The 19,303-nt window shown below is 66.7% G+C and carries 17 protein-coding genes and 2 pseudogenes; 8 read left to right on the forward strand and 11 right to left on the reverse strand.

The genetic code is table 11. The features are described from left to right. The first annotated feature begins 93 nt into the window (after nt 1-93). From ABE422_RS08195 to ABE422_RS08205, 3 genes are all read left to right on the forward strand, one after another. Nucleotides 94-1,014, forward strand: coding sequence for an alpha/beta hydrolase (locus ABE422_RS08195; protein WP_313212918.1), 921 nt, complete (start codon nt 94-96; stop codon nt 1,012-1,014). Continuing rightward, entirely contained in the window at nt 1,011-3,488 is a 2,478-nt protein-coding gene (locus tag ABE422_RS08200; protein ID WP_346463275.1) for an acyl-CoA dehydrogenase, read from the forward strand. Before ABE422_RS08195 ends, ABE422_RS08200 begins: the two co-directional genes overlap by 4 nt. Nucleotides 3,489-3,552: 64 nt before the next feature. Next, nucleotides 3,553-4,023 carry a hotdog fold domain-containing protein gene (locus ABE422_RS08205; RefSeq protein ID WP_313219746.1) on the forward strand — a complete coding sequence of 157 codons (471 nt, stop codon included), beginning with the start codon at nt 3,553-3,555 and terminating at the stop codon, nt 4,021-4,023. A 42-nt stretch (nt 4,024-4,065) separates the two neighbouring features. Here ABE422_RS08205 and ABE422_RS08210 read toward each other — a convergent pair whose 3' ends face one another. Both ABE422_RS08210 and ABE422_RS08215 read right to left on the reverse strand, forming a co-directional pair. After that, nucleotides 4,066-4,422: a DUF1304 domain-containing protein gene (locus ABE422_RS08210; RefSeq protein WP_346482784.1), complete on the reverse strand. Its 357-nt coding sequence runs from the start codon at nt 4,420-4,422 to the stop codon at nt 4,066-4,068. Nucleotides 4,423-4,453: 31 nt separating this feature from the next. Further along, nucleotides 4,454-5,791, reverse strand: coding sequence for an MFS transporter (locus tag ABE422_RS08215; RefSeq protein ID WP_313210512.1), 1,338 nt, complete (start codon nt 5,789-5,791; stop codon nt 4,454-4,456). Between the two features lie 169 nt (nt 5,792-5,960). On the opposite strand from ABE422_RS08215, the pseudogene ABE422_RS08220 reads away from it, so the two are divergent. The 3 genes and pseudogenes from ABE422_RS08220 to ABE422_RS08230 form a co-directional block, all read left to right on the forward strand. Next, nucleotides 5,961-7,584 (forward strand): annotated as a pseudogene (locus tag ABE422_RS08220) (choline dehydrogenase). 165 nt (nt 7,585-7,749) lie between these two features. Further along, nucleotides 7,750-9,144, forward strand: coding sequence for a serine hydrolase domain-containing protein (locus tag ABE422_RS08225; RefSeq protein WP_313210510.1), 1,395 nt, complete (start codon nt 7,750-7,752; stop codon nt 9,142-9,144). 260 nt (nt 9,145-9,404) lie between these two features. Then, nucleotides 9,405-9,884 (forward strand): annotated as a pseudogene (locus tag ABE422_RS08230) (hypothetical protein); the annotation flags it as partial. Nucleotides 9,885-10,808: 924 nt separating this feature from the next. Here ABE422_RS08230 and gcvH read toward each other — a convergent pair. The 8 genes from gcvH to nudE all read right to left on the reverse strand — a co-directional run bounded on the left by gcvH (nt 10,809) and on the right by nudE (nt 16,490). Beyond that, nucleotides 10,809-11,204, reverse strand: a complete 396-nt coding sequence (gcvH, locus tag ABE422_RS08235) for a glycine cleavage system protein GcvH (RefSeq protein WP_123730439.1) — start codon at nt 11,202-11,204, stop codon at nt 10,809-10,811. A gap of 98 nt (nt 11,205-11,302) precedes the next feature. Further along, a complete protein-coding gene (gene gcvT / locus ABE422_RS08240; RefSeq protein ID WP_313219742.1) occupies nt 11,303-12,415 on the reverse strand; it encodes a glycine cleavage system aminomethyltransferase GcvT in 1,113 nt (370 codons plus the stop codon). A gap of 85 nt (nt 12,416-12,500) precedes the next feature. Then, entirely contained in the window at nt 12,501-12,932 is a 432-nt protein-coding gene (locus ABE422_RS08245) for an NfeD family protein (RefSeq protein ID WP_313210505.1), read from the reverse strand. A 1-nt stretch (nt 12,933) separates the two neighbouring features. Next, complete coding sequence (locus tag ABE422_RS08250; RefSeq protein WP_046272684.1) at nt 12,934-13,896, reverse strand: SPFH domain-containing protein; 963 nt, start codon at nt 13,894-13,896, stop codon at nt 12,934-12,936. Nucleotides 13,897-13,992: 96 nt separating this feature from the next. Then, nucleotides 13,993-14,316 carry a YnfA family protein gene (locus ABE422_RS08255; RefSeq protein WP_313210501.1) on the reverse strand — a complete coding sequence of 108 codons (324 nt, stop codon included), beginning with the start codon at nt 14,314-14,316 and terminating at the stop codon, nt 13,993-13,995. Further along, a complete protein-coding gene (gene mazG / locus ABE422_RS08260; protein ID WP_313210499.1) occupies nt 14,313-15,125 on the reverse strand; it encodes a nucleoside triphosphate pyrophosphohydrolase in 813 nt (270 codons plus the stop codon). Before mazG ends, ABE422_RS08255 begins: the two co-directional genes overlap by 4 nt. A gap of 16 nt (nt 15,126-15,141) precedes the next feature. Next, the gene (cysQ, locus tag ABE422_RS08265) at nt 15,142-15,945 is read right to left on the reverse strand and encodes a 3'(2'),5'-bisphosphate nucleotidase CysQ (RefSeq protein ID WP_121039024.1); all 804 of its coding nucleotides are present in this window, start codon (nt 15,943-15,945) and stop codon (nt 15,142-15,144) included. Continuing rightward, a complete protein-coding gene (nudE, locus tag ABE422_RS08270; protein WP_121039027.1) occupies nt 15,942-16,490 on the reverse strand; it encodes an ADP compounds hydrolase NudE in 549 nt (182 codons plus the stop codon). Before nudE ends, cysQ begins: the two co-directional genes overlap by 4 nt. A gap of 50 nt (nt 16,491-16,540) precedes the next feature. On the opposite strand from nudE, the gene bioA reads away from it, so the two are divergent. Together bioA and ABE422_RS08280 are read left to right on the forward strand one after the other, a co-directional pair. Next, nucleotides 16,541-17,932 carry an adenosylmethionine--8-amino-7-oxononanoate transaminase gene (gene bioA, locus ABE422_RS08275; RefSeq protein ID WP_346482785.1) on the forward strand — a complete coding sequence of 464 codons (1,392 nt, stop codon included), beginning with the start codon at nt 16,541-16,543 and terminating at the stop codon, nt 17,930-17,932. Further along, the gene (locus tag ABE422_RS08280; RefSeq protein ID WP_346463268.1) at nt 17,923-18,657 is read left to right on the forward strand and encodes a 16S rRNA (uracil(1498)-N(3))-methyltransferase; all 735 of its coding nucleotides are present in this window, start codon (nt 17,923-17,925) and stop codon (nt 18,655-18,657) included. Before bioA ends, ABE422_RS08280 begins: the two co-directional genes overlap by 10 nt. 159 nt (nt 18,658-18,816) lie before the next feature. Here the strand turns inward: ABE422_RS08280 and ABE422_RS08285 are convergent, their stop codons facing one another. Beyond that, nucleotides 18,817-19,290, reverse strand: a complete 474-nt coding sequence (locus tag ABE422_RS08285) for a chemotaxis protein CheW (protein ID WP_121039036.1) — start codon at nt 19,288-19,290, stop codon at nt 18,817-18,819. Nucleotides 19,291-19,303 lie beyond the last annotated feature (13 nt).

A 19,303-nucleotide genomic window follows, 5' to 3' on the forward strand; every position in this document is an offset into this window, starting at 1 on the left:
ACACAGGGGCGCCTGGAGCCTCGCCGCACAAGGGATGTCCCCACCATACTCCCAAGTATTGACATCGCACAGGGCAGGTCCATACTAGCGAGTATGGTCACTCCTTCTTCTACTCTGCCCCGTTTTGACGATGAGCGACTGACCGGCGCGCACGACGCCGTGCTGGCCGCCACCCGGTCGGGCCCGGGGCGTCGCGGCACCGTGCTGTTCGCCCACGGCTTCGGCCAGACCCGGCATGCCTGGAATGCCACCGCGGCCGCGCTGGTCGACGCCGGTTACCAGACCCTGTCCTACGACGCACGCGGCCATGGCGATTCAGACTGGAATCCGGCCGAACGCCCTTACCACGGCGAACAGTTCGCCGATGATCTGATCGTGCTGGCCGGCGAGCAGGCGCAGCCGCCGATCCTGATCGCCGCCTCGATGGGCGGCCTGTTCGGTTTGCTGGCCGAGTCGCGCTGGCCGGGCCTGTTCTCGGCGATGGTGCTGGTGGACATCACCCCGCGCTGGGACACCGCCGGGGTCGAAAAGATCCTGATGTTCATGACCGCACACCCCGACGGCTTTGCCTCGCTGGCGCAGGCGGCCGATGTGATCTCCGCCTACCTGCCGCACCGCCCGCGCAAGTCGGACGATTCCCTGCGCGCGTTGCTGCGCGAGGACGGTCACGGCCGCTGGCGCTGGCATTGGGACCCGCGCCTGGTCGCCGAACTGGCGCGTGACAGTGAACACCACCAAGACGCGCTCGCCGACGCAGCGCGCCAGGTGAAATGCCCATTGCTGCTGGTCAGCGGTGGCCGCAGCACCCTGGTCACCCCGCAGACGGTGGCCGAGTTCCTCGCGTTGGTGCCACATGCACGCCACGTGCAGCTGCCGGAGGCCACGCATATGGTCGCCGGTGATGACAACAACGCCTTTACCGCTACTGTGTTGGACTATCTGGACGTGTTGCCCTCGGCCTCCGCCGTCGCATCGTCCGCCATTACCGAGCACGTCACCGGAGCACGCTCATGAGCATTGTCGTTCCCTTCCTCGTCGTCCTGTTGGCAGGTGCGTTCGTCGCCTACCACCGGATGCGCCTGATCACCTGGACGATCATCAGCCTGGTGCTGCTGGCCGCCTGCTGGTTCATCCCGTACGTCAACCAGACCGCCACGATCGTGGCCGCGGCCATCGTCGCCGTGATCGCCGTGCCGCTGCTGCTGCCCTTCATCCGCAAGCCGCTGCTGACCGCGCCGATGATGAAGGTGTTCCGCAAGGTGCTGCCGCCGCTGTCGCAGACCGAGCGCATCGCGCTGGAAACCGGCTCGGTCGGTTTCGAAGGCGAGCTGTTCACCGGTGACCCGGACTGGAACATCCTGCTCAACTACCCCAAGCCGCAGCTCACCGCTGAGGAACAGGCGTTCCTGGACGGCCCGGTCGAAGAGCTGTGCAAGATGGTCAACGACTGGGAAATCACCCACGTCTACGCCGACCTGCCGCCGGAGCTGTGGAGCTTCATCAAGAAGAACAAGTTCTTCGGCATGATCATTCCGAAGGAATACGGCGGCCTGGGCTTCAGCGCGCTGGCCCACCACAAGGTGATCCAGAAGCTGGCCTCGGTGTCGAGCGTGGTCAGCTCCACCGTCGGCGTGCCCAACTCGCTGGGCCCGGGTGAACTGCTCAACCATTACGGCACCCAGGAACAGAAGGACCAGTACCTGCCGCGCCTGGCCGATGGCCGTGAAGTGCCCTGCTTCGGCCTGACCGGTCCGTTCGCCGGCTCGGACGCCACCTCGATTCCCGATTACGGCATCGTCTGCAAGGGCGAGTGGAACGGCGAGCAGGTGCTCGGCGTCAAGCTCACCTTCGACAAGCGCTACATCACCCTGGCCCCGGTGGCCACGCTGATCGGCCTGGCCTTCCGCATGTACGACCCGGATGGCCTGATCGGCAGCACCCGCGACATCGGCATCACCCTGGCGCTGCTGCCGCGTGATACCGCCGGCGTGGAAATCGGCCGTCGCCACTTCCCGCTCAACTCGACCTTCCAGAACGGCCCGATCCGCGGCAAGGATGTCTTCATCCCGCTGACCCAGCTGATCGGCGGCGCCGAGAAGGCCGGCAAGGGCTGGAACATGCTCAACGAGTGCCTGGCCGTCGGCCGCTCCATCACCCTGCCCTCCACCGCCAGTGGCGGTGCCAAGGCCGGTGCGGTGGTGACCGGTGCCTATGCCCGCATCCGCAAGCAGTTCGGCCTGTCGGTCGGCCGCTTCGAGGGCGTGGAAGAAGCGCTCGCCCGCATCGGTGGCAAGGCTTACGCGATCAGCGCGCTGTGCCAGGCCACGGCGGCGGCGGTGGACCGCGGCGACGTGCCGTCGGTGCCGTCGGCCATCGCCAAGTACCACTGCACCACCATGAGCCGTGAAGTGATCTCGGACGTGATGGATGTGATCGGCGGCAAGGGCATCATCCTGGGGCCGCGCAACTTCGCCGGCCGCAGCTGGCAGGCCGCGCCGATCGCGATCACGGTGGAAGGCGCCAACATCATGACCCGCAGCCTGCTGATCTTCGGCCAGGGTGCGATCCTGTGCCACCCGTGGGTGCTCAAGGAAATGAAGGCCGCGCAGGATCCGGACACCCGCGCCGGCCTGCAGGAATTCGATCGCAGCCTGTTCGGCCACATCCGCTACGGCATCTCCAACGCCGTGCGTTCGTTCTGGTTCGGCCTGACCGGTGCCCGTTTCGGTGCCGCCCCGGGCGATGCCTACACCCGCCGCTACTTCCGCAAGCTGGACCGTTACTCGGCCAACCTGGCGCTGATGGCCGACATCTCGATGATGACGCTGGGCGGCAAGCTGAAGTTCAAGGAATCGCTGTCCGGCCGCCTGGGCGATGTGCTGAGCCACATCTACATGACCAGCGCCATGCTCAAGCGTTACCACGACGAAGGCGCCCCGGCCGCCGACCAGCCGCTGCTGGCCTGGGCCTTCCATGACAGCGTGCACAAGATCGAAGAATCGCTGTCGGCCGCCCTGCGCAACTTCCCGGTGCGCCCGATCGGCTGGCTGATGTGGGCGCTGATCTTCCCGTTCGGCCGCCGTGCCGAAGCCCCGGGCGACCGCCTCGGCCACCGCGTGGCCGCGCTGCTGATGGCGCCCAACGAGGCCCGCGACCGTCTGGCCAGTGGCGTGTTCCTGACCCCGTGCGAGAACAACCCGGGTGGCCGCATCAACAGCTACCTGTCCAAGGCGATCATGGCCGAGCCGGTGGAGCGCAAGTTCATCAAGGCGCTCAAAACCAAGGGCATCGAGGCGCTGGACTTCGTTACCCAGCTGGACGAAGCCGTGGCCGAAGGTGTGATCACCCAGGACGAACGCACCCTGCTCGAAGAGCTGCGCACGCTCACCCTGGAAACGATCACCGTGGACGACTTCGATCCGGAAGAACTGCGCTCGGCGGGCTACTACAAGCGCCAGCAGAAGGACGCGCAGTCGCAGGCCGCGTGATCCCGGCCACCAGGTAAACCACAACGGCGGACTTCGGTCCGCCGTTTCTTTAGGGAGACCCCCGATGTCCGCTCCACTGCTCACGCTTTACCGCCGCATGCAGCGTTGGCCTGCCGGCAACTGGCTGTTCTCGCGCGCGGTGTGCGTCAAGGCGCCCTACTTCGCCAGCATCGCCCCGCGCATCACGCTGCTCGAACCGGGCCGCTGCGAAGGCCGCATCGCGCACCGGCGCAAGGTCACCAACCACATCGGCACGGTGCACGCGATCGCGCTGTGCAACCTGGCTGAGCTCACCGCCGGGCTGATGGTGGATGCCTCGCTGCCCAAGGGCATGCGCTGGATCCCGAAGGGCATGGAGGTGCAGTACCTGGCCAAGGCAACGGGCACCCAGTATGCCGTGGCCACGCCGGAGCAGCCGATCGTGGCGGCCGAGGCGGGTTACGCGCTGCCGGTGAAGGTGCAGGTGCGCGATGACGCCGGCACGGCCGTGTTCGAGGCACGGATCGCCATGTGGGTGTCGCCGGTCAAGCGTTGATCGGTGCCGCGCAGCCACCCATGGGGTGGCTCTACCCCCCGGTCAGGCCGGCACCATCCACCATGCCGCTACGGCCAGGATCGCCGGCACCGCCTGGATGAAGAAGATCCGCTTGTTGACGCTGTACGCGCCATAGCAGCCGGCCACGATCACGCAGCCCAGCATGAAGTTCACCAGCATCGGCAGGTGATCGAACAGGCCCCACAACAGGCCCGCGGCAAGGAAGCCGTTGTACAGCCCTTGATTGGCCGCCAGCACCCGCGTGGCCTGCGCCTTTTCCGGCGTATTGCGGAAGGTCTTCAATCCCAGCGGCTTGGTCCACAGGAACATTTCCAGGACCAGGAAATACACGTGCAGCAGGGCGACCAACAGGGTCAACGACAGCGCGATCCAATACATGGGCTCAGGTTCCTGGAAGACTGCAGAGAGCTTACTCCGGACGCTCGCCCGGCAGCTTCTTTTCCTCGCGCAGTAGGCCCAATGCTGCGACGGTCATCGCCCCGGCCACGACCAGCCCACCGACGAACACAATGTGCGAACCGAACAGGGACAGTCCCTTGTGCACCCAGGCGAAGGTCAGATCGCCACCGCGGTAGACCACGGTGTCGATCGCCGCGCCGGCCTTGTAGCGCCACTGGCGGTCCACACGGGTGTAGATCGTCTCGCGCGCCGGTTTGGCCAGCGAGAATTCGCTGGCGCGGGTCATGACCTGCACCATCGCCACCATCAAGGGCAACGGGGAGGCCGCCAGGATCGAGAACCCGATGATGATCGCCACGCCGGGAATCAACAGCGCCGGGGCGATCCCATACCGCGACAGCAACCAGCGCGTGAAGCCAAGCTGGATGATCAGGGTCAGCGTGTTCACCGCCAGGTCCACGCGTGAAAAGAACGCCGTGCTTGCCGCTGCATCTGGGTACAGGCGGCGCACGATCGAGGCCTGCTCGTTGTAGAGCATCGTGCCTACGCCCACGCCGAACAGCACCATCAGCGCCAGCCAGCGCAGCATCGGCTCACGCACGATCAGCTTCAGGCCATCGAACACGCTGCCGCCCATCGGCGTCTCACCGGAAACCAGCTGCCGCTCCTGTTCGCGTGCCACCGCCCACAGCCGCAGCCGCCAGATGCAGCCCAGGCAGATCAACAGGAAGCCGGCCGAGACCAGCATCAGATTGGCGATGCCGACCCGCTGCACCAGCGCCGAGGTGATGATCGGCCCAAGGAATGCGCCGATCGTCCCGGCCGCGCCGAGATAGCCGTAATACGCGCGCGCCTCCACGTTGGAGAACACGTCGGCCATGAAGCTCCAGAACACGGCCACCGCAAACAGGTTGAAGACGGTGATCCAGAAAAAGAACGCCATCCCCCGCCCGGGCACGCCGGTCTCGAACATCACGTAGAAGCCGAGCAGGGTGACAATGAAGAACCCATACACCGCCGGCAGGAACACCCGGCGCGGATAGCGGCTCACCAGCGCGCCGTACAGCGGCTGCAGCACCAGCATGATGAAGAACACGCAGGTGAACAGGAACTGCAGCACGAAGTCCTGCAGGGCGATCCCGTGCCCGGCGAACCACTGGATCAGCGGCAGCGGAAACACGGTCTGCAGATCCGACGAGGCCGCCATCGCTTCGCGCACCGGGCGCAGGACGTAGTAGCCGCTGAGCAGGCAGAAGAAGTACAGCGAAGCCCAGATCAGCGGCGGCGAACGCCGCCACGCACTCAGCATCCCACCGGCTGCCGTGCCGGTCCCGGTCGCCGCGGTCATTGCCCGCTCTGCGCGGACAAGGGGCGTTGCAACGGCAGCATGTGGGGAACTCCGGGCGTCGAAGCGCGCAAGGTAAACGATGCACCGCAACATCGCCAGCCTCCGGCACGCCCATCGGCGCAACGCTGCGTGGCGCACCCCGCAGCCCCTGCCTGCCCCAACCTGTCTTATGCTCGGTGCGCACCCCGGCAAGGAGCGGCATGTACGACTACATCGTGATTGGAGCCGGTTCTGCCGGCTGCGTGCTGGCCCACCGGCTCAGCGAAGACCCGGCCTGCCGGGTACTGCTGCTGGAAGCGGGCCCGCGCGATACCAACCCCTTCATCCATATGCCGGCCGGGTTGGCGCGGCTGGTCAACAACCGCCGCATCAACTGGAACCTGGAGACCGAGCCGGAGCCTGCACTGGAGGGCCGTCGCCTGTGGTGGCCGCGCGGCAAGGTGCTGGGGGGCTCGAGTTCGATCAATGCGATGTGCTACGTGCGCGGCGTACCGGCCGACTACGACGGCTGGGAAGCGGGTGGCGCCATCGGCTGGGGCTGGGACCAGGTGCTGCCCTGGTTCCTGCACAGCGAGCGCAACAGCCGCGGTGCCAGCGCGCTGCACGGCGCCGCAGGACCGCTGTCGGTGTCCGACCTGCGCCACCACAATCCCCTGTCGGCCGCTTTCATCGCCGCCGCACAGCAGGCCGGCCATCCCCACAATGCGGACTTCAACGGTGACCAGCAGCTCGGCGTCGGGCTGTACCAGGTCACCCAGCGCGACGGTGCACGGTGTTCGAGCGCGGACGCCTATCTGCGCCCGGCACGCCACCGGCGCAACCTGACGGTGCTCACCGGGGCGCAGGCGACCGCGCTGAGTTTCCAGGGCACGACGGCGACCGGCGCGCACTATCGGCGTGGCGCGCACCACCTCCACGCACGCGCGGGCGCGGAGGTGATCCTCAGCGCCGGCGCCATCCACTCCCCGCACCTGCTGATGCTCTCCGGCATCGGCGAGGCGGACACGCTGCGCTGCCACGGCATCACCCCGCGCGTGGATCTGCCCGGTGTCGGCCGCAACCTGCAGGACCACCTGGACATCTGCACCGTCGTGCACACCGGCCCGGGTGTCAGCTACGACCGCAGCAGCGAACTGCGCATCGCCGTGGACTACTTCCTGCGCGGCCACCGCGGCGCCGGCACCAGCAACCTGGCCGAGGCCGGCGGCTTCGCCCGCTCGTCGCTGGCTACGGAGGCCCGCGCCGACATCCAGTTCCATTTCGTCCCGGCGATGCTGGACAACCACGGCCGCCACCGGTTGCCGGGCGATGGCTATACGCTGCATGCCTGCCCGCTGCACCCGCACAGCCGCGGGCAGCTGCGCCTGCGTGATGCCGATGCGCGCTCACCGCCGCGCATCCACGCCAACTACCTGGGTGACGCCGCCGGCCACGATCTGAAGATGATGCTTGAATGCGCCCGGCTGTCGCGCAGGATCCTGCAGCAGCCTGCGTTTGACCGCTGGCGCGGCGCGCCGGTGTTCCCCGCGCACAACGCGCTGGACGACGCAGCATTGGAAGCCTTCATCCGGGCCAAGGCCGAGACCATCTACCACCCGGTCGGGACCTGCGCGATGGGGCAGCATGCCGAGGCGGTGGTCGATCCGGGCACCCTGCGCGTGCACGGCACCGAACGGCTGCGGGTGGTGGACGCCTCGGTGATGCCGCGCCTGATCAGCGGCAATACCAATGCACCGACCATGATGATCGCCGAGCGGGCCGCACACTGGATCCGGACCGCCGCCACTGCCTGAACAGGGGTGCGCTGGACCGCCCTCCCCCCGGCGCGCCGGATCCGCTCGGGATTGGCAAAACCCACGCGTTTTCAACGCGATACGCATTCATCTTCGATTCGTTTGTGCAATCACGAAAAGCGGCGCTAGAATCGGTCACAGCAGTCGCGCACGGGCACCCATACGATGAACCAGAACAACAGGCGCCGACCGATCCGTTCGGCGGCAACCGGGTTGTTGGGCATGTTGATGCCCATCGCCATGTCTTCCACTGCACAGACACCCGCCGCTGCGCCCGCCGGGTTCCCGGTCAACATCGAGGAATCGGCGCCGACCGCCGCCCCGCATACCCAGCCTGCCGCGTATCGCACCACGCCGGCCGGCCTGAAAGTGCAGCCGCCCGCGCAGGGTTTCAACGTGGCCTCGATCGAATCGATGGCGCAGCAGCTCACCTACGGCGAGCGCGTGCCGGGCATGGCGGTTGCCATCGTGCAGGGCGGCCGCGTGCTCAGCGCGCGCGGCTACGGTGTCACCGACGTCAACAATCCGCAGCAGGTCGATGCCCACACCGTGTTCCGCCTGGCCTCGTTGTCCAAGGCTTTCGCCGGCACCATGGCCGGCCTGCTGGTCAACGATGGCACCCTGCGCTGGGACAGCAAGGTCACCGACTACGTGCCCGGCTTCCAGTTGAGCACGCCCGAAGCAACCGAGCGCCTGACCGTGGCCGATCTGCTCAGCCACCGCGTCGGCCTGCCCTACAACGCCTATGACCGCGACGTCGAAGCCAACGCCGAGTACTACACACTCACCCACAAGCTGGCGGCCACCTCGCTCAAGTGCCTGCCCGGCGATTGCTACGCCTACCAGAACGTGGCCTTCAGCCTGATCGGTGATGTGGTCTACGCCGCCTCCGGCAGCTTCTACGAACAGTCCGTCGAGCGTCGCCTGTTCAAGCCGCTGGGCATGGACGATGCCAGCCTTGGCCTGGCCGGCATCCAGGCCAGCTCGCGCTGGGCACGCCCGCATGTGCGCAGCCGCAATGGCTGGGTCGCGCTCACGCCCAAGCCGACCTACTACCGCCTCGCCCCGGCCGCCGGCGTCAACGCCAGTGCCAGCGACATGGCGCAGTGGCTGCTGGCACACACCGGCCATCGCCCCGACGTACTGCCCGCTCCGTTGCTGGCCACGCTGCATGCCAGCCTGATCAGCACTCCCGGTGAGATGCGCTCGGGCTGGCGCCGCGAGCGCCTCAACTCGGCCGGCTACGCGCTTGGCTGGCGCACCTTCGATTACGCCGGCCATGAAGTGATCTTCCACGCCGGTGCCGTCCAGGGCTATCGCGGCCTGGTCGCCCTGGTGCCCGAGCGCGACCTCGGCATTGCCATCATGTGGAACGGCGAAAGCAGCCTGCCCAGCGGCCTGCTGCCCACCGTACTGGACCAGGCCATGGGCCTGCCGACCCAGCGCTGGCTGGACGTGGACACCGACTTCGGCAGCGACAACCTGATGGCCGAAGACGCCGCCCCGCAAGGCAAGCGCAAGGGTGTCTCGTCGAACCGCGCGGTCGCTTCACCGCGCTGATCCCGCCCGCAGGTGGCATCGAAAAAGGCGGCCGGATGGCCGCCTTTTTTTTGGTTTTTTGGTATCGCCCATAAAAAAACTCCTTCCCCGCTGGGCTGCCAGGGAAGGAGTCTCAGGTACGGCTATCGGGAAAAACTCAGATCAGCGGTGCCGGGGTTGCCGGCAGCGCGACCGGCGCGGCCTTCTTCTTGCGAACGGCCGGCTTGCGCTTTGCGACCTTCTTCACTGCCTTCTTCGCGGATGCCTTTTTGGCCGGAGCCTTGCGGGCAGTCGCCTTCTTGGCGGTGGCCTTCTTGGCTACCTTGCGGGTGGCCTTCTTGGCGGTCTTCTTGGCAGCCTTCTTCGGAGCGGCCTTCTTGGCTACCTTGCGGGTCGCCTTCTTGGCCGTCTTCTTTACCGCCTTTTTCGCGGTCTTCTTGGCAGCTGCCTTCTTTGCAGTCTTCTTGACGGCTTTCTTCGCCGTCTTCTTGACGGCCTTCTTCGCCGTCTTCTTCACTGCCTTCTTTGCGGTCTTCTTGGTCGCAGCCTTCTTTGCCGTCTTCTTCACGGCCTTCTTGGCCGTCTTCTTTACGGCTGCCTTGCGAGCGGTCGCCTTCTTGGCCGCCTTCTTCACCGTCTTCTTGGCAGCGGCTTTCTTGGCTACCTTCTTCACGGCCTTCTTGGCAGTCGCCTTTTTAGCGACCTTCTTGGCTGCCTTTTTGGCGGCCGGCTTTTTCTTCGCAGCTTTCTTGGTTGCCATGGGATGGCTCCTCGTCAGTGATCTATGGAGTGGAAACGCCCAGGTAAAGCAAACCCGCCGTTGCTGCGTCGCGGGGACCGCCGTCGCGTCATGCGCGTCGTGACGGATACGGAGACACCTGCCACATGCGGCCAGGCAGATATCGGATCAGGAAGGGTCTTGCGGTTCGCTGAAGGAAGCGAAGCCATCTCCACCGTCATCGGACGCGAGGTGGATGTCCAGGTTGTGCTTCGCGACTTGATGTCGATTCTGCTCACTCTGTTCGCAGGCAAGGTCTGCTGAGGCGAAACCTAATCACGCTTTTTTTCACTGTCAACAACCCCGGCGAAAAATTTTCACACCGGCACCCTGCCGCGGCCCCCTCTGCGTACCCGTCATCGAGCCGACGAGAGCGCCATGCCAACGCCACCGCGAACACCCCACGCAACCGAACACAGGCAACACAGAAAAGAAAAGCACTTAAAAGAAGCACTTTCGTGTAGCGACATCGCAACAACGCCGTGCGCCGTCCTGCAACGCCACGCGCGCATCGCATGCCACCACCCCTGCCACAGGACTCCCCGTGCGCACCTTAAACAGACCGCAAAACTTTTCACATCTGCCCGCGCTTTTTTCCACCCGATTTGCGTAACTGCGCAAACTTTTGACCGTTCGGGACCAACACGTTCGCGCCTGGCGTTCGCCGTTGAACATCGCCGCACGTCCGCCGGGATACCTGTTCGGCATGCCATTGGCGCGTCGGCGCAGACCAGATCGCCGGCGCGCATCGGCACCGAACCGATCGTCATGAGCCAGCCGTCGCGATCATCGCCCATCGCGCGCGCACTGCAATCCTCACGCACTACTAACGCGATCGGCGCGCGCCCGACGCGCGGGCAAAAAAAAACGGCCGCACCGGGCGGCCGTTCTTCAGCGGAAACGACGATCAGTGATCTTCGTTTTCCAGCAGCTCGGCGTAGTCGTCCGGACCCAGCAGGTCGTTGACTTCGTCCAGGCCGGCCACTTCGACGACATAGATCCAGCCGTCGCCGTAGGCGTCTTCGTTGATGGTTTCCGGCTTGTCGCTCAGGGCCGAATTGACCTCGACCACCGTGCCGGTGATCGGGCTGTACACGTCCGAAGCGGCCTTCACCGACTCGACCACAGCAGCCTGTTCGCCGGCCTTGACCTCCTGGCCAACCTCCGGCAGTTCAACATAGACCAGGTCGCCAAGCAGGCCCTGGGCGTGGTCGGAAATACCGACGGTGACGCGGCCGCTGCCTTCAACGCGTGCCCACTCGTGGGACTTGAGGAATTTGAGGTCGCCGGGGATCTCGCTCATGGGACTGCTCCGAGGAATATCAGGGGGGGTCAAGAAACGGGGGTAGTGTAACCAACCGGCGCGGACACGAACGCGTCCGCACCGGATACATCACGGCATCAGCCGTCGATCAACACGCCGGGCTGGGCCTGGCCTTCGCGCACGAACGGGAACTTCACCACGCGGACCGGAATCTGCTTGCCACGGATATCCACGCGGACCTCGCCCAGTTCGCCGCCCGGCACGCGGGCGAACGCGATGCCCTTGCCCAGGGTCGGCGAGAAGGTGCCCGACAGGATCTCGCCCTCACCGCTGGCGGTGAGCACCGCCTGGCCGTGACGCAGCACGCCCTTCTCATCCATGACCAGGCCGATCAGCTGGCGGGCGTTGCCCGCCGCCTTCTGCGCCTCGAGCACGTCGCGCCCGATGAAGTCGCGGCCTTCGTCCAGTGCCACGGTCCAGGCCAGGCCGGCCTCATAAGGTGTGATCTCCTCGTCCATGTCCTGGCCATAGAGATTCATGCCGGCTTCCAGGCGCAGCGTATCGCGCGCACCCAGGCCGGCCGGACGCACGCCGGCGGCGCTCAGCGCATTCCAGAAGGCGACCACGGCGGTCTGCGGCAGCAGGATCTCGAAACCGTCTTCACCGGTGTAGCCGGTACGCGCCACGAACAGCGCGGTGCCGTCGGCGGTGGCGGTCTCCAGGGCAGCGAAGCGGCCCAGCTTTTCCAGCGCGGCGCGGTCGCCCTCGCCCAGCAGGCCGATCACGCGCTCGCGTGCGGTCGGGCCCTGCACGGCGATGATGGCCAGCTCTTCGCGCTCGATGACCTCCACGTTGAAGGCTGCCGCCTGCTCGCGGATCCAGGCCAGGTCCTTTTCGCGGGTGGAGGCGTTGACCACCATGCGGAAGAAATCGTCAGCCATGTAATAGACGATCAGGTCGTCGATCACGCCGCCGCGGGCATTGAGCATGCACGAGTAGAGGGCCTTGCCGGTGGCCTTGAGCTTGTCCACCGAGTTGGCCAGCAGCGTGCGCAGGAACGGCTTGACCTGCTCACCGCGCAGATCCACCACGGTCATGTGGCTGACGTCGAACATGCCGGCATCGCTGCGCACCAGGTGGTGCTCGTCCAGCTGCGAACCGTAATGAATGGGCATGTCCCAGCCACCGAAGTCGACCATCTTGGCGCCGAGTGCGCGGTGGGTATCGTTGAGAAGCGTCTTCTGGGTCATGACCGGTTCCGGGGGAATGAAGGCAAGCCATCATTATCCCAGAACCGTCTTCACAACGCCTGCGGCGGTGCGGGAAAACCGAGGATCAGGCCTGCTGTACCTTCAGCGTCATCCCTTCCACCGCCACCACGCGCACCGGGCTGCCGGCCGGCAGATCCGGCCCGGCGACCACCCAGAATGCATCGTCGATCTTGGCCCGGCCCTTGCCGGCCACGATGCCTTGGTCGAGCACGACCACCCGCCCGATCAACTGCTCGGCGCGCCGGTTCAACAGCGGCTGGTCGCTCTGGCGATCGTGTGATCGCCCCCAGCGCCGGTAGCACTGGATCGAGACCACGCTGAGCACCACGAAGGCGACCACCTGCCACAGCAGCGGGATCTCGGCGAACACCGCGACCAGCACGAACACGGCCGCCGCACCGATCCCGATCCACAACATGAAGGCGCCGGGCGCGAGCGCCTCGGCGGCGAACAGCACCAGTGCCAGCGCGCCCCAGGCCACCACTTCCCAGCGCATGTCAGCCTCCGATCCGCGGCGGGACGCCGCGCGTGGCTTTCTTCTCTTCCTGCTTGGCGAACGCCTCGCGCGCCAGTTCGGCCACGCCGGCGATCGAGCCGATCACGCCGCTGGCCTCCATCGGCATCAGCACCAGCTTCTGGTTCGGCGAGGTCGCCAGTTCCTTGAATGCTTCCACATACTTCTGCGCGATGAAGTAGTTGATCGCCTGCACGTCTCCCTGGGCGATCGCCTCGGAGACCATCGTGGTCGCCTTGGCCTCCGCCTCGGCCAGGCGCTCGCGCGCTTCGGCATCGCGGAAGGCCGCCTCCTTGCGGCCCTCGGCCTCCAGCACGGTGGCCTGCTTCTCGCCTTCGGCGCGCAGGATCTCGGACTGACGCGAGCCTTCGGCTTCCAGGATCTGCGCGCGCTTTTCGCGCTCGGCTTTCATCTGCCGCGCCATCGCATCGAGCAGATCGCGCGGCGGCTGGATATCGCGGATCTCGATGCGGTTCACCTTCACGCCCCACGGGTTGGTGGCATGGTCGACCACGCTCAGCAGCTGGGCGTTGATCACCTCCCGCTGGCTGAGCGATTCATCCAGATCCATCGAGCCGATCACGGTGCGGATGTTGGTCTGCACCAGCGCGATCATCGCCACCTCCAGGTTGGCGACCTCGTAGGCCGCCTTGGCCGCATCGAGCACCTGGAAGAACACCACGCCATCCACGCGCACGGCGGCGTTGTCCTTGGTGATCACTTCCTGGCTCGGCACGTCCAGCACCTGCTCCATCATGTTCACCTTGCGGCCGACCCCGTAGACGATCGGGATCAGGAAGTGCAGGCCGGGCGACATGGTGTGGGTGTAACGGCCGAAGCGCTCCACGGTCCATTCGTAGCCCTGCGGCACCATCCGCACGGCCTTGAAGAGGATGACGACGGCCACGAAGGCCAGCACCAGCGAGAACAGCATGGTCGGAAACATCAGGTCACTCCCTTTCCCCGGATTCGTAACGCCGAGTATAGCCACGGCACCTTCACACCGGCATCGGGAAGTGCCCTGGCGGGCCGTCAACCAGGTTCAGGCGGTGCGCGGGGCGAACATGATGACCATCATGCCGGCCAGGCACAGGCCGACGCCGAGCAGGTCCCAGCGGCTGGGGCGGATGCCATCCACCAGCCACAGCCACATCAGCGCGGTGCCGATATAGACCCCGCCGTAGGCGGCGTAGACGCGCCCGCTGGCGGTCGGGTGCAGGGTCAGCAGCCAGGCGAACAGCGCCAGGCTGACGGCCGCCGGCAGCAGCAGCCACGCACTGCCGTCCTTGCGCAGCCACAGCCACGGCAGGTAACAGCCGACAATTTCGGCCACGGCGGTCAGCACGAACAGCAGCAGCGTCTTCACGCGGCGGGCTCGTCCGCCTTGGCCTGCTGCCAGAGCGCCTCCTGCGCCTCCAGATCCAGCGCGGCCATGGACTGCCCCGCTGCATCGGCCTGGGCCTCCATCGCGCGGAAGCGTCGTTCGAATTTGTGGTTGGCCAGACGCAGCGCAGCGCCCACATCGACCTTGGCGTGGCGGGCCAGGTTGGCGCAGACGAACAGCAGATCGCCCAGCTCCTCCTGCAGGCGCGCGTGATTTTCCTCGACCGGGCCACGCGCGAATTCCGCGGCGACTTCGTCCAGTTCTTCGCGCACCTTGTCCATCACCGGCGCCGGGCCCGGCCAGTCGAACCCGACCCGTGCCGCGCGTGCCTGCAGCTTCACCGCCCGCTGCCACTCCGGCAGGCCACGCGAGATGCCGGCCAGCGCCGAGGTATCGGTGTGGCCCTTGGCAACGCGCTCGGCGCGTTTGATCGCCTCCCAGTTGCTGTTGACGTCCTCGGCCCCGTCCACCTGGACCTGGGCGAACACGTGCGGATGGCGACGCTCCATCTTGTCGCTGATCGCGCGGGCGACGTCGGCAAACCCGAACGCCCCCTGCTCCTGCGCCATCTGCGCGTGGAAGACCACCTGCAGCAGCAGATCGCCGAGCTCATCCTTGAGGTCATCCAGATCGCCACGGTCGATCGCATCGGCGACCTCGTAGGCTTCTTCGATGGTGTACGGCGCGATGCTGGCGAAGTCCTGCTGCAGGTCCCAGGGGCAGCCCTGCAGCGGGTCGCGCAGGCGCGCCATGATGCCCAGCAGGCGGTCCAGTTCGGGGGTGGCAGGCATCGTTGCTCCAGTCAGGTCAGGCGGGCAGCCACGCGCGCCACGGCAGGCGGGTATCGCCCAGCGCGATGAAGTCGCCGTTCAAGAGGCTCTCGCGGCGGTTGTAGCGGAACGGCTTGCCGGTCTCGGCCGAGAGCACCGCGCCCCCGGCGGCGTGCAGCACGCACTGCCCGGCGGCGGTATCCCACTCGGAGGTCGGGCCCAGCCGCGGGTACACGTCCAGCGTGCCTTCGGCCAGGCGGCAGAACTTGAGCGAGGACCCCTGGGCGAGCACCTCGATATCGCCCATGCGATCCAGCAGCGCCTGCGTCTGCTCGCTGCGGTGCGAGCGGCTGGCGGCTACCCGCAGCGGGGCCGAAGCGGGCGTACGGGTGCGCAGCACCGAATCGCGCATGCCGTCGCGGCGGTAGGCGAGTTCGCCGCGCATCGCATGCCAGATCTGGCCGGTGGCCGGGGCGAGCACCACGCCGAACGCCGGCGCGCCCTGGTAGATCAGTGCGATGTTGACGCTGAACTCGTCGTTGCGTTTGACGAATTCGCGGGTGCCATCCAGCGGATCGACCAGCCAGTAGGCGCCCCAGTGCTGGCGGATCTCCCACGGCACCTGCGCCGATTCTTCGGAGAGGATCGGCAGCTCCGGGGTGAGCTGGGCCAGCCCACGCTCGATCACCTGGTTGGCGCCGAGATCGGCTGCCGTGACCGGGCTGTGGTCGGATTTGATTTCCACATCGAACGGCGTGGCATACACCGCCATGATCGCGGCGGCCGCGTCCTGGGCGATGGCGATGACGGTTTCGCGCAGATCCGTCGTGAGTTTGATCATTCCTTCCGCCCCAGCCACTCGCGTGCGATGAACAGCGCCGCCAGCGATCGGCCTTCGGAGAAATCCTCGCGCAGCATCAACTGGTCCAGATCGGCCAGCTTCCACGGCACGACCTCCAGCTCCTCCGGTTCATCACCGACCAGGCGCTCGGGGTACAGATCCCGCGCCACCACCAGCCAGGACTGGTGGCTCATATAGGTGGGGGCCAAAGTCATCGCGCGCAGCACGTCGACCCGGCGGGCGCCGTAACCGGCCTCTTCCTTCAACTCACGGTCGGCGGCCTGCTCGGGGGTTTCGCCGGCATCGATGCGGCCTTTCACCAGCCCCAGCTCATACCGGTGCATGCCGGCGGCGTATTCACGCACCAGCAGCACGGTCTCGTCATCGAGCATCGGCACCACCACCACCGCGCCGTGACCGCGGGTCACCAGCCGCTCGAAGCGGCGGCGTTCGCCATTGGAAAACTCCAGATCCAGATGCTGGCGCTGGAACGGCCCGCTTTCCTCGTCCGTGATCTGGTGGATGATGGGCAGGCGACGGCTCATGCGAGCATCTCTAGAATGGGTACTGGTGAAAACGTGTTCATGAGCCCGAAATGCTAGCAGACCCAGCCCCCCTCACGCTGGCCGATCAGTGGCGGCAACGCGATCTGGCCGTGCTGTGGCACCCGTGCACCCAGATGCGTGAGCATCCCGACACCCTGCCCCTGCTGCCGATCGCCCGCGGCGAAGGCCCGTGGCTGATCGACCATGACGGCCATCGCTATCTGGATGCGGTGAGCAGTTGGTGGACCAATCTGTTCGGCCATGCGCAACCGCGCATCGGTGCGGCCATTGCCCAGCAGGCCACCCAGCTGGAACAGGTGATGCTGGCCGGCTTCAGTCATGAGCCGGCGGTACGGCTGGCCGAGCGCCTGCTGGCGATCGCCCCCCGCCAGGCCGGGCGCGACCCGCTGGCCAAGGTGTTCTATGCCGACAACGGCTCGGCCGGGGTGGAAGTGGCGCTGAAGATGGCGTTCCACTATTTCCGCAACCGTGGCGAGAACCACCGCACCCGGTTCGTCGCGCTGGAGAACGGCTATCACGGCGAAACCCTGGGGGCGCTGTCCGTCGGCGATATCCCGCTGTATCGGCGCGTGTATGCGCCGCTGCTGACCGAGGCGCTGTTCGCCCCGTCGCCCGACGCCTACCTGGCCGAACCGGGCCAGAGTGCCGCCCAGCGCGCGCACCAGGCGGCCGATTCACTGGCCACGCTGTTCGACCAGCACCCGGGCGAAATCTGCGCGGTGATCCTGGAACCGCGCCTGCAGTGCGCCGGGGGCATGCGCATGTACGACCCGGTCTATCTGCAGCGTGCGCGCGCGCTGTGCGATGCCAATGGTGCCTTCCTGATCGCCGATGAGATCGCCACCGGCTTCGGCCGCACCGGCACGATGTTCGCCTGTGAGCAGGCCGGGGTGATGCCGGACCTGCTGTGCCTGTCCAAGGGCCTGACCGGCGGTTTCCTGCCGCTGTCGGCGGTGCTGGCGACCCAGGCGCTGTACGACGCCTTCCTGGATGATTCACGCGAGCGCGCCTTCCTGCATTCGCACAGCTACACCGGCAATCCGCTGGCCTGCGCCGCCGCGCTGGCGACCCTGGATATTTTCGCCGACGAAGACGTGATTGCACGCAACCGCAGCACTGCCGAGGTGATGCGCACCCTGGCCGCACCGTTCGCCGACCACGCGCATGTCGCCGATGTACGCCAGGCCGGGATGGTGGTGGCCTTCGAGCTGACCCGCAACGGCGACAAACGCACGCCATTCCCGGCCGAGGCCCGGATCGGGCTGCATGCTTATAAAGCGGCGCTCGAACGCGGCGTGGTGCTGCGCCCACTGGGCAATGTGCTGTATTGGATGCCGCCGTACTGCGTTGAGGATGAACACTTGGACCTGCTTGCCCTGACCACCCTCGCCGCCATCGACGAGGCCATCGCATGCGCGTGACCCGCAGCCATATCGACCATCCGCTGGCGGTCGGACAAACACTGGCACTGCCCGAAGACGCCGCCAACCATCTGGTGCGCGTGATGCGCCTGCGCGAAGGCGATGGCTGCGTGTTGTTCAACGGCGATGGCCAGGACTACAGCGCCACCCTGGTGACTGTCGGCAAGCGCGATGCGCAGGTACGGATCGAGGCGGCCACCGCGCTGGACAACGAATCGCCCTTGCACATCACCCTGCTGCAGGGCATTGCCCGCGGGGAAAAGATGGACCTGATCCTGCAGAAGGCGACCGAACTCGGGGTGCAGGCCTTCGTGCCGGTCAACGCCGAACGCACCGAAGTGAAGCTGGATGCAGCGCGTGCCGAGAAGCGACTGGCGCACTGGCGCAGTGTGGTGGTCTCGGCCTGTGGCCAATCCGGCCGCGCCCGCGTGCCGACCGTGGCCGCGCCGCGCTCGCTGCAGGACGCCGCCAACGCGGTCCCGGCCGAGGCATTGAAATTGACCCTGGATCCACAGGGCGAGCATCGCTTGTCGACGCTCTCGGCCGCACCGGGCGGGGTGGTGATCGCGATCGGCCCGGAAGGCGGCTGGTCGCCGCGCGACCGCCAGGCGCTGGCCGCGGCGGGCTTCCAGGGCTTGCAGCTGGGCCCGCGCGTGCTGCGCACCGAGACCGCAGGCTTGGCGGCGATCGCTGCCGTGCAGGCACGGTTGGGCGATCTGGGCTGAAAAACAACGTTGTTCCTTCTGCCCCCTTGATTCATCTGGAGCCATGGCCCCCTTGAGTCAAGGGGGCGCGCCGGCAGGCGCGTGGATCTGGGAGATTGTGACGCGGGGGGCCCGCGGTTTGCGAAGCAAATCGCGGGGAGGTTTCGCGAATGCGCAACCTCACCCCGCCACGGGGAAGGATTCGTCCAGCGCCGCTTCCAGCGCGTCCAGGTCCGGCAGCAGCGCGCTCTGTTCGCCCAGCAGCACGCGCATGTGCACGCCCTGCGGCAGGGTTTCCTCGGAGGCGTCGGCCAACAGCCCGTCGCGCGGCACTGCGATCAGCTGCGGGAAGGTCTGGGTCAGCAGCGCGAAGTAGGGCCGGCGCGGATTGCCGCCCAGCGCCTTGAGCACGACAACCTTGTTGTTGGCCACCACCGGCTCGTCACCCTGCCCGGACAACCGGGCGAAGGACAGCAACGGCACGTCCCAGCCGTGCCAGGCGATCTGTCCGACCAGCCAGGCCGGCGCATCGGGAACGGTTTCGACCGGCACCTTGGACATCATTTCGGCCACGGTGGCGTTGGGCAGCAGCACGCGTTCGTGCCCGGCCTGGATCAGGACACCGCGGATTTCGTCGTTGCTGGCGTAGCTCATGGGTCTTCCTTCA

It is taken from the genome of Stenotrophomonas sp. TWI1151 (assembly GCF_039673135.1).
Classification (GTDB): domain Bacteria; phylum Pseudomonadota; class Gammaproteobacteria; order Xanthomonadales; family Xanthomonadaceae; genus Stenotrophomonas.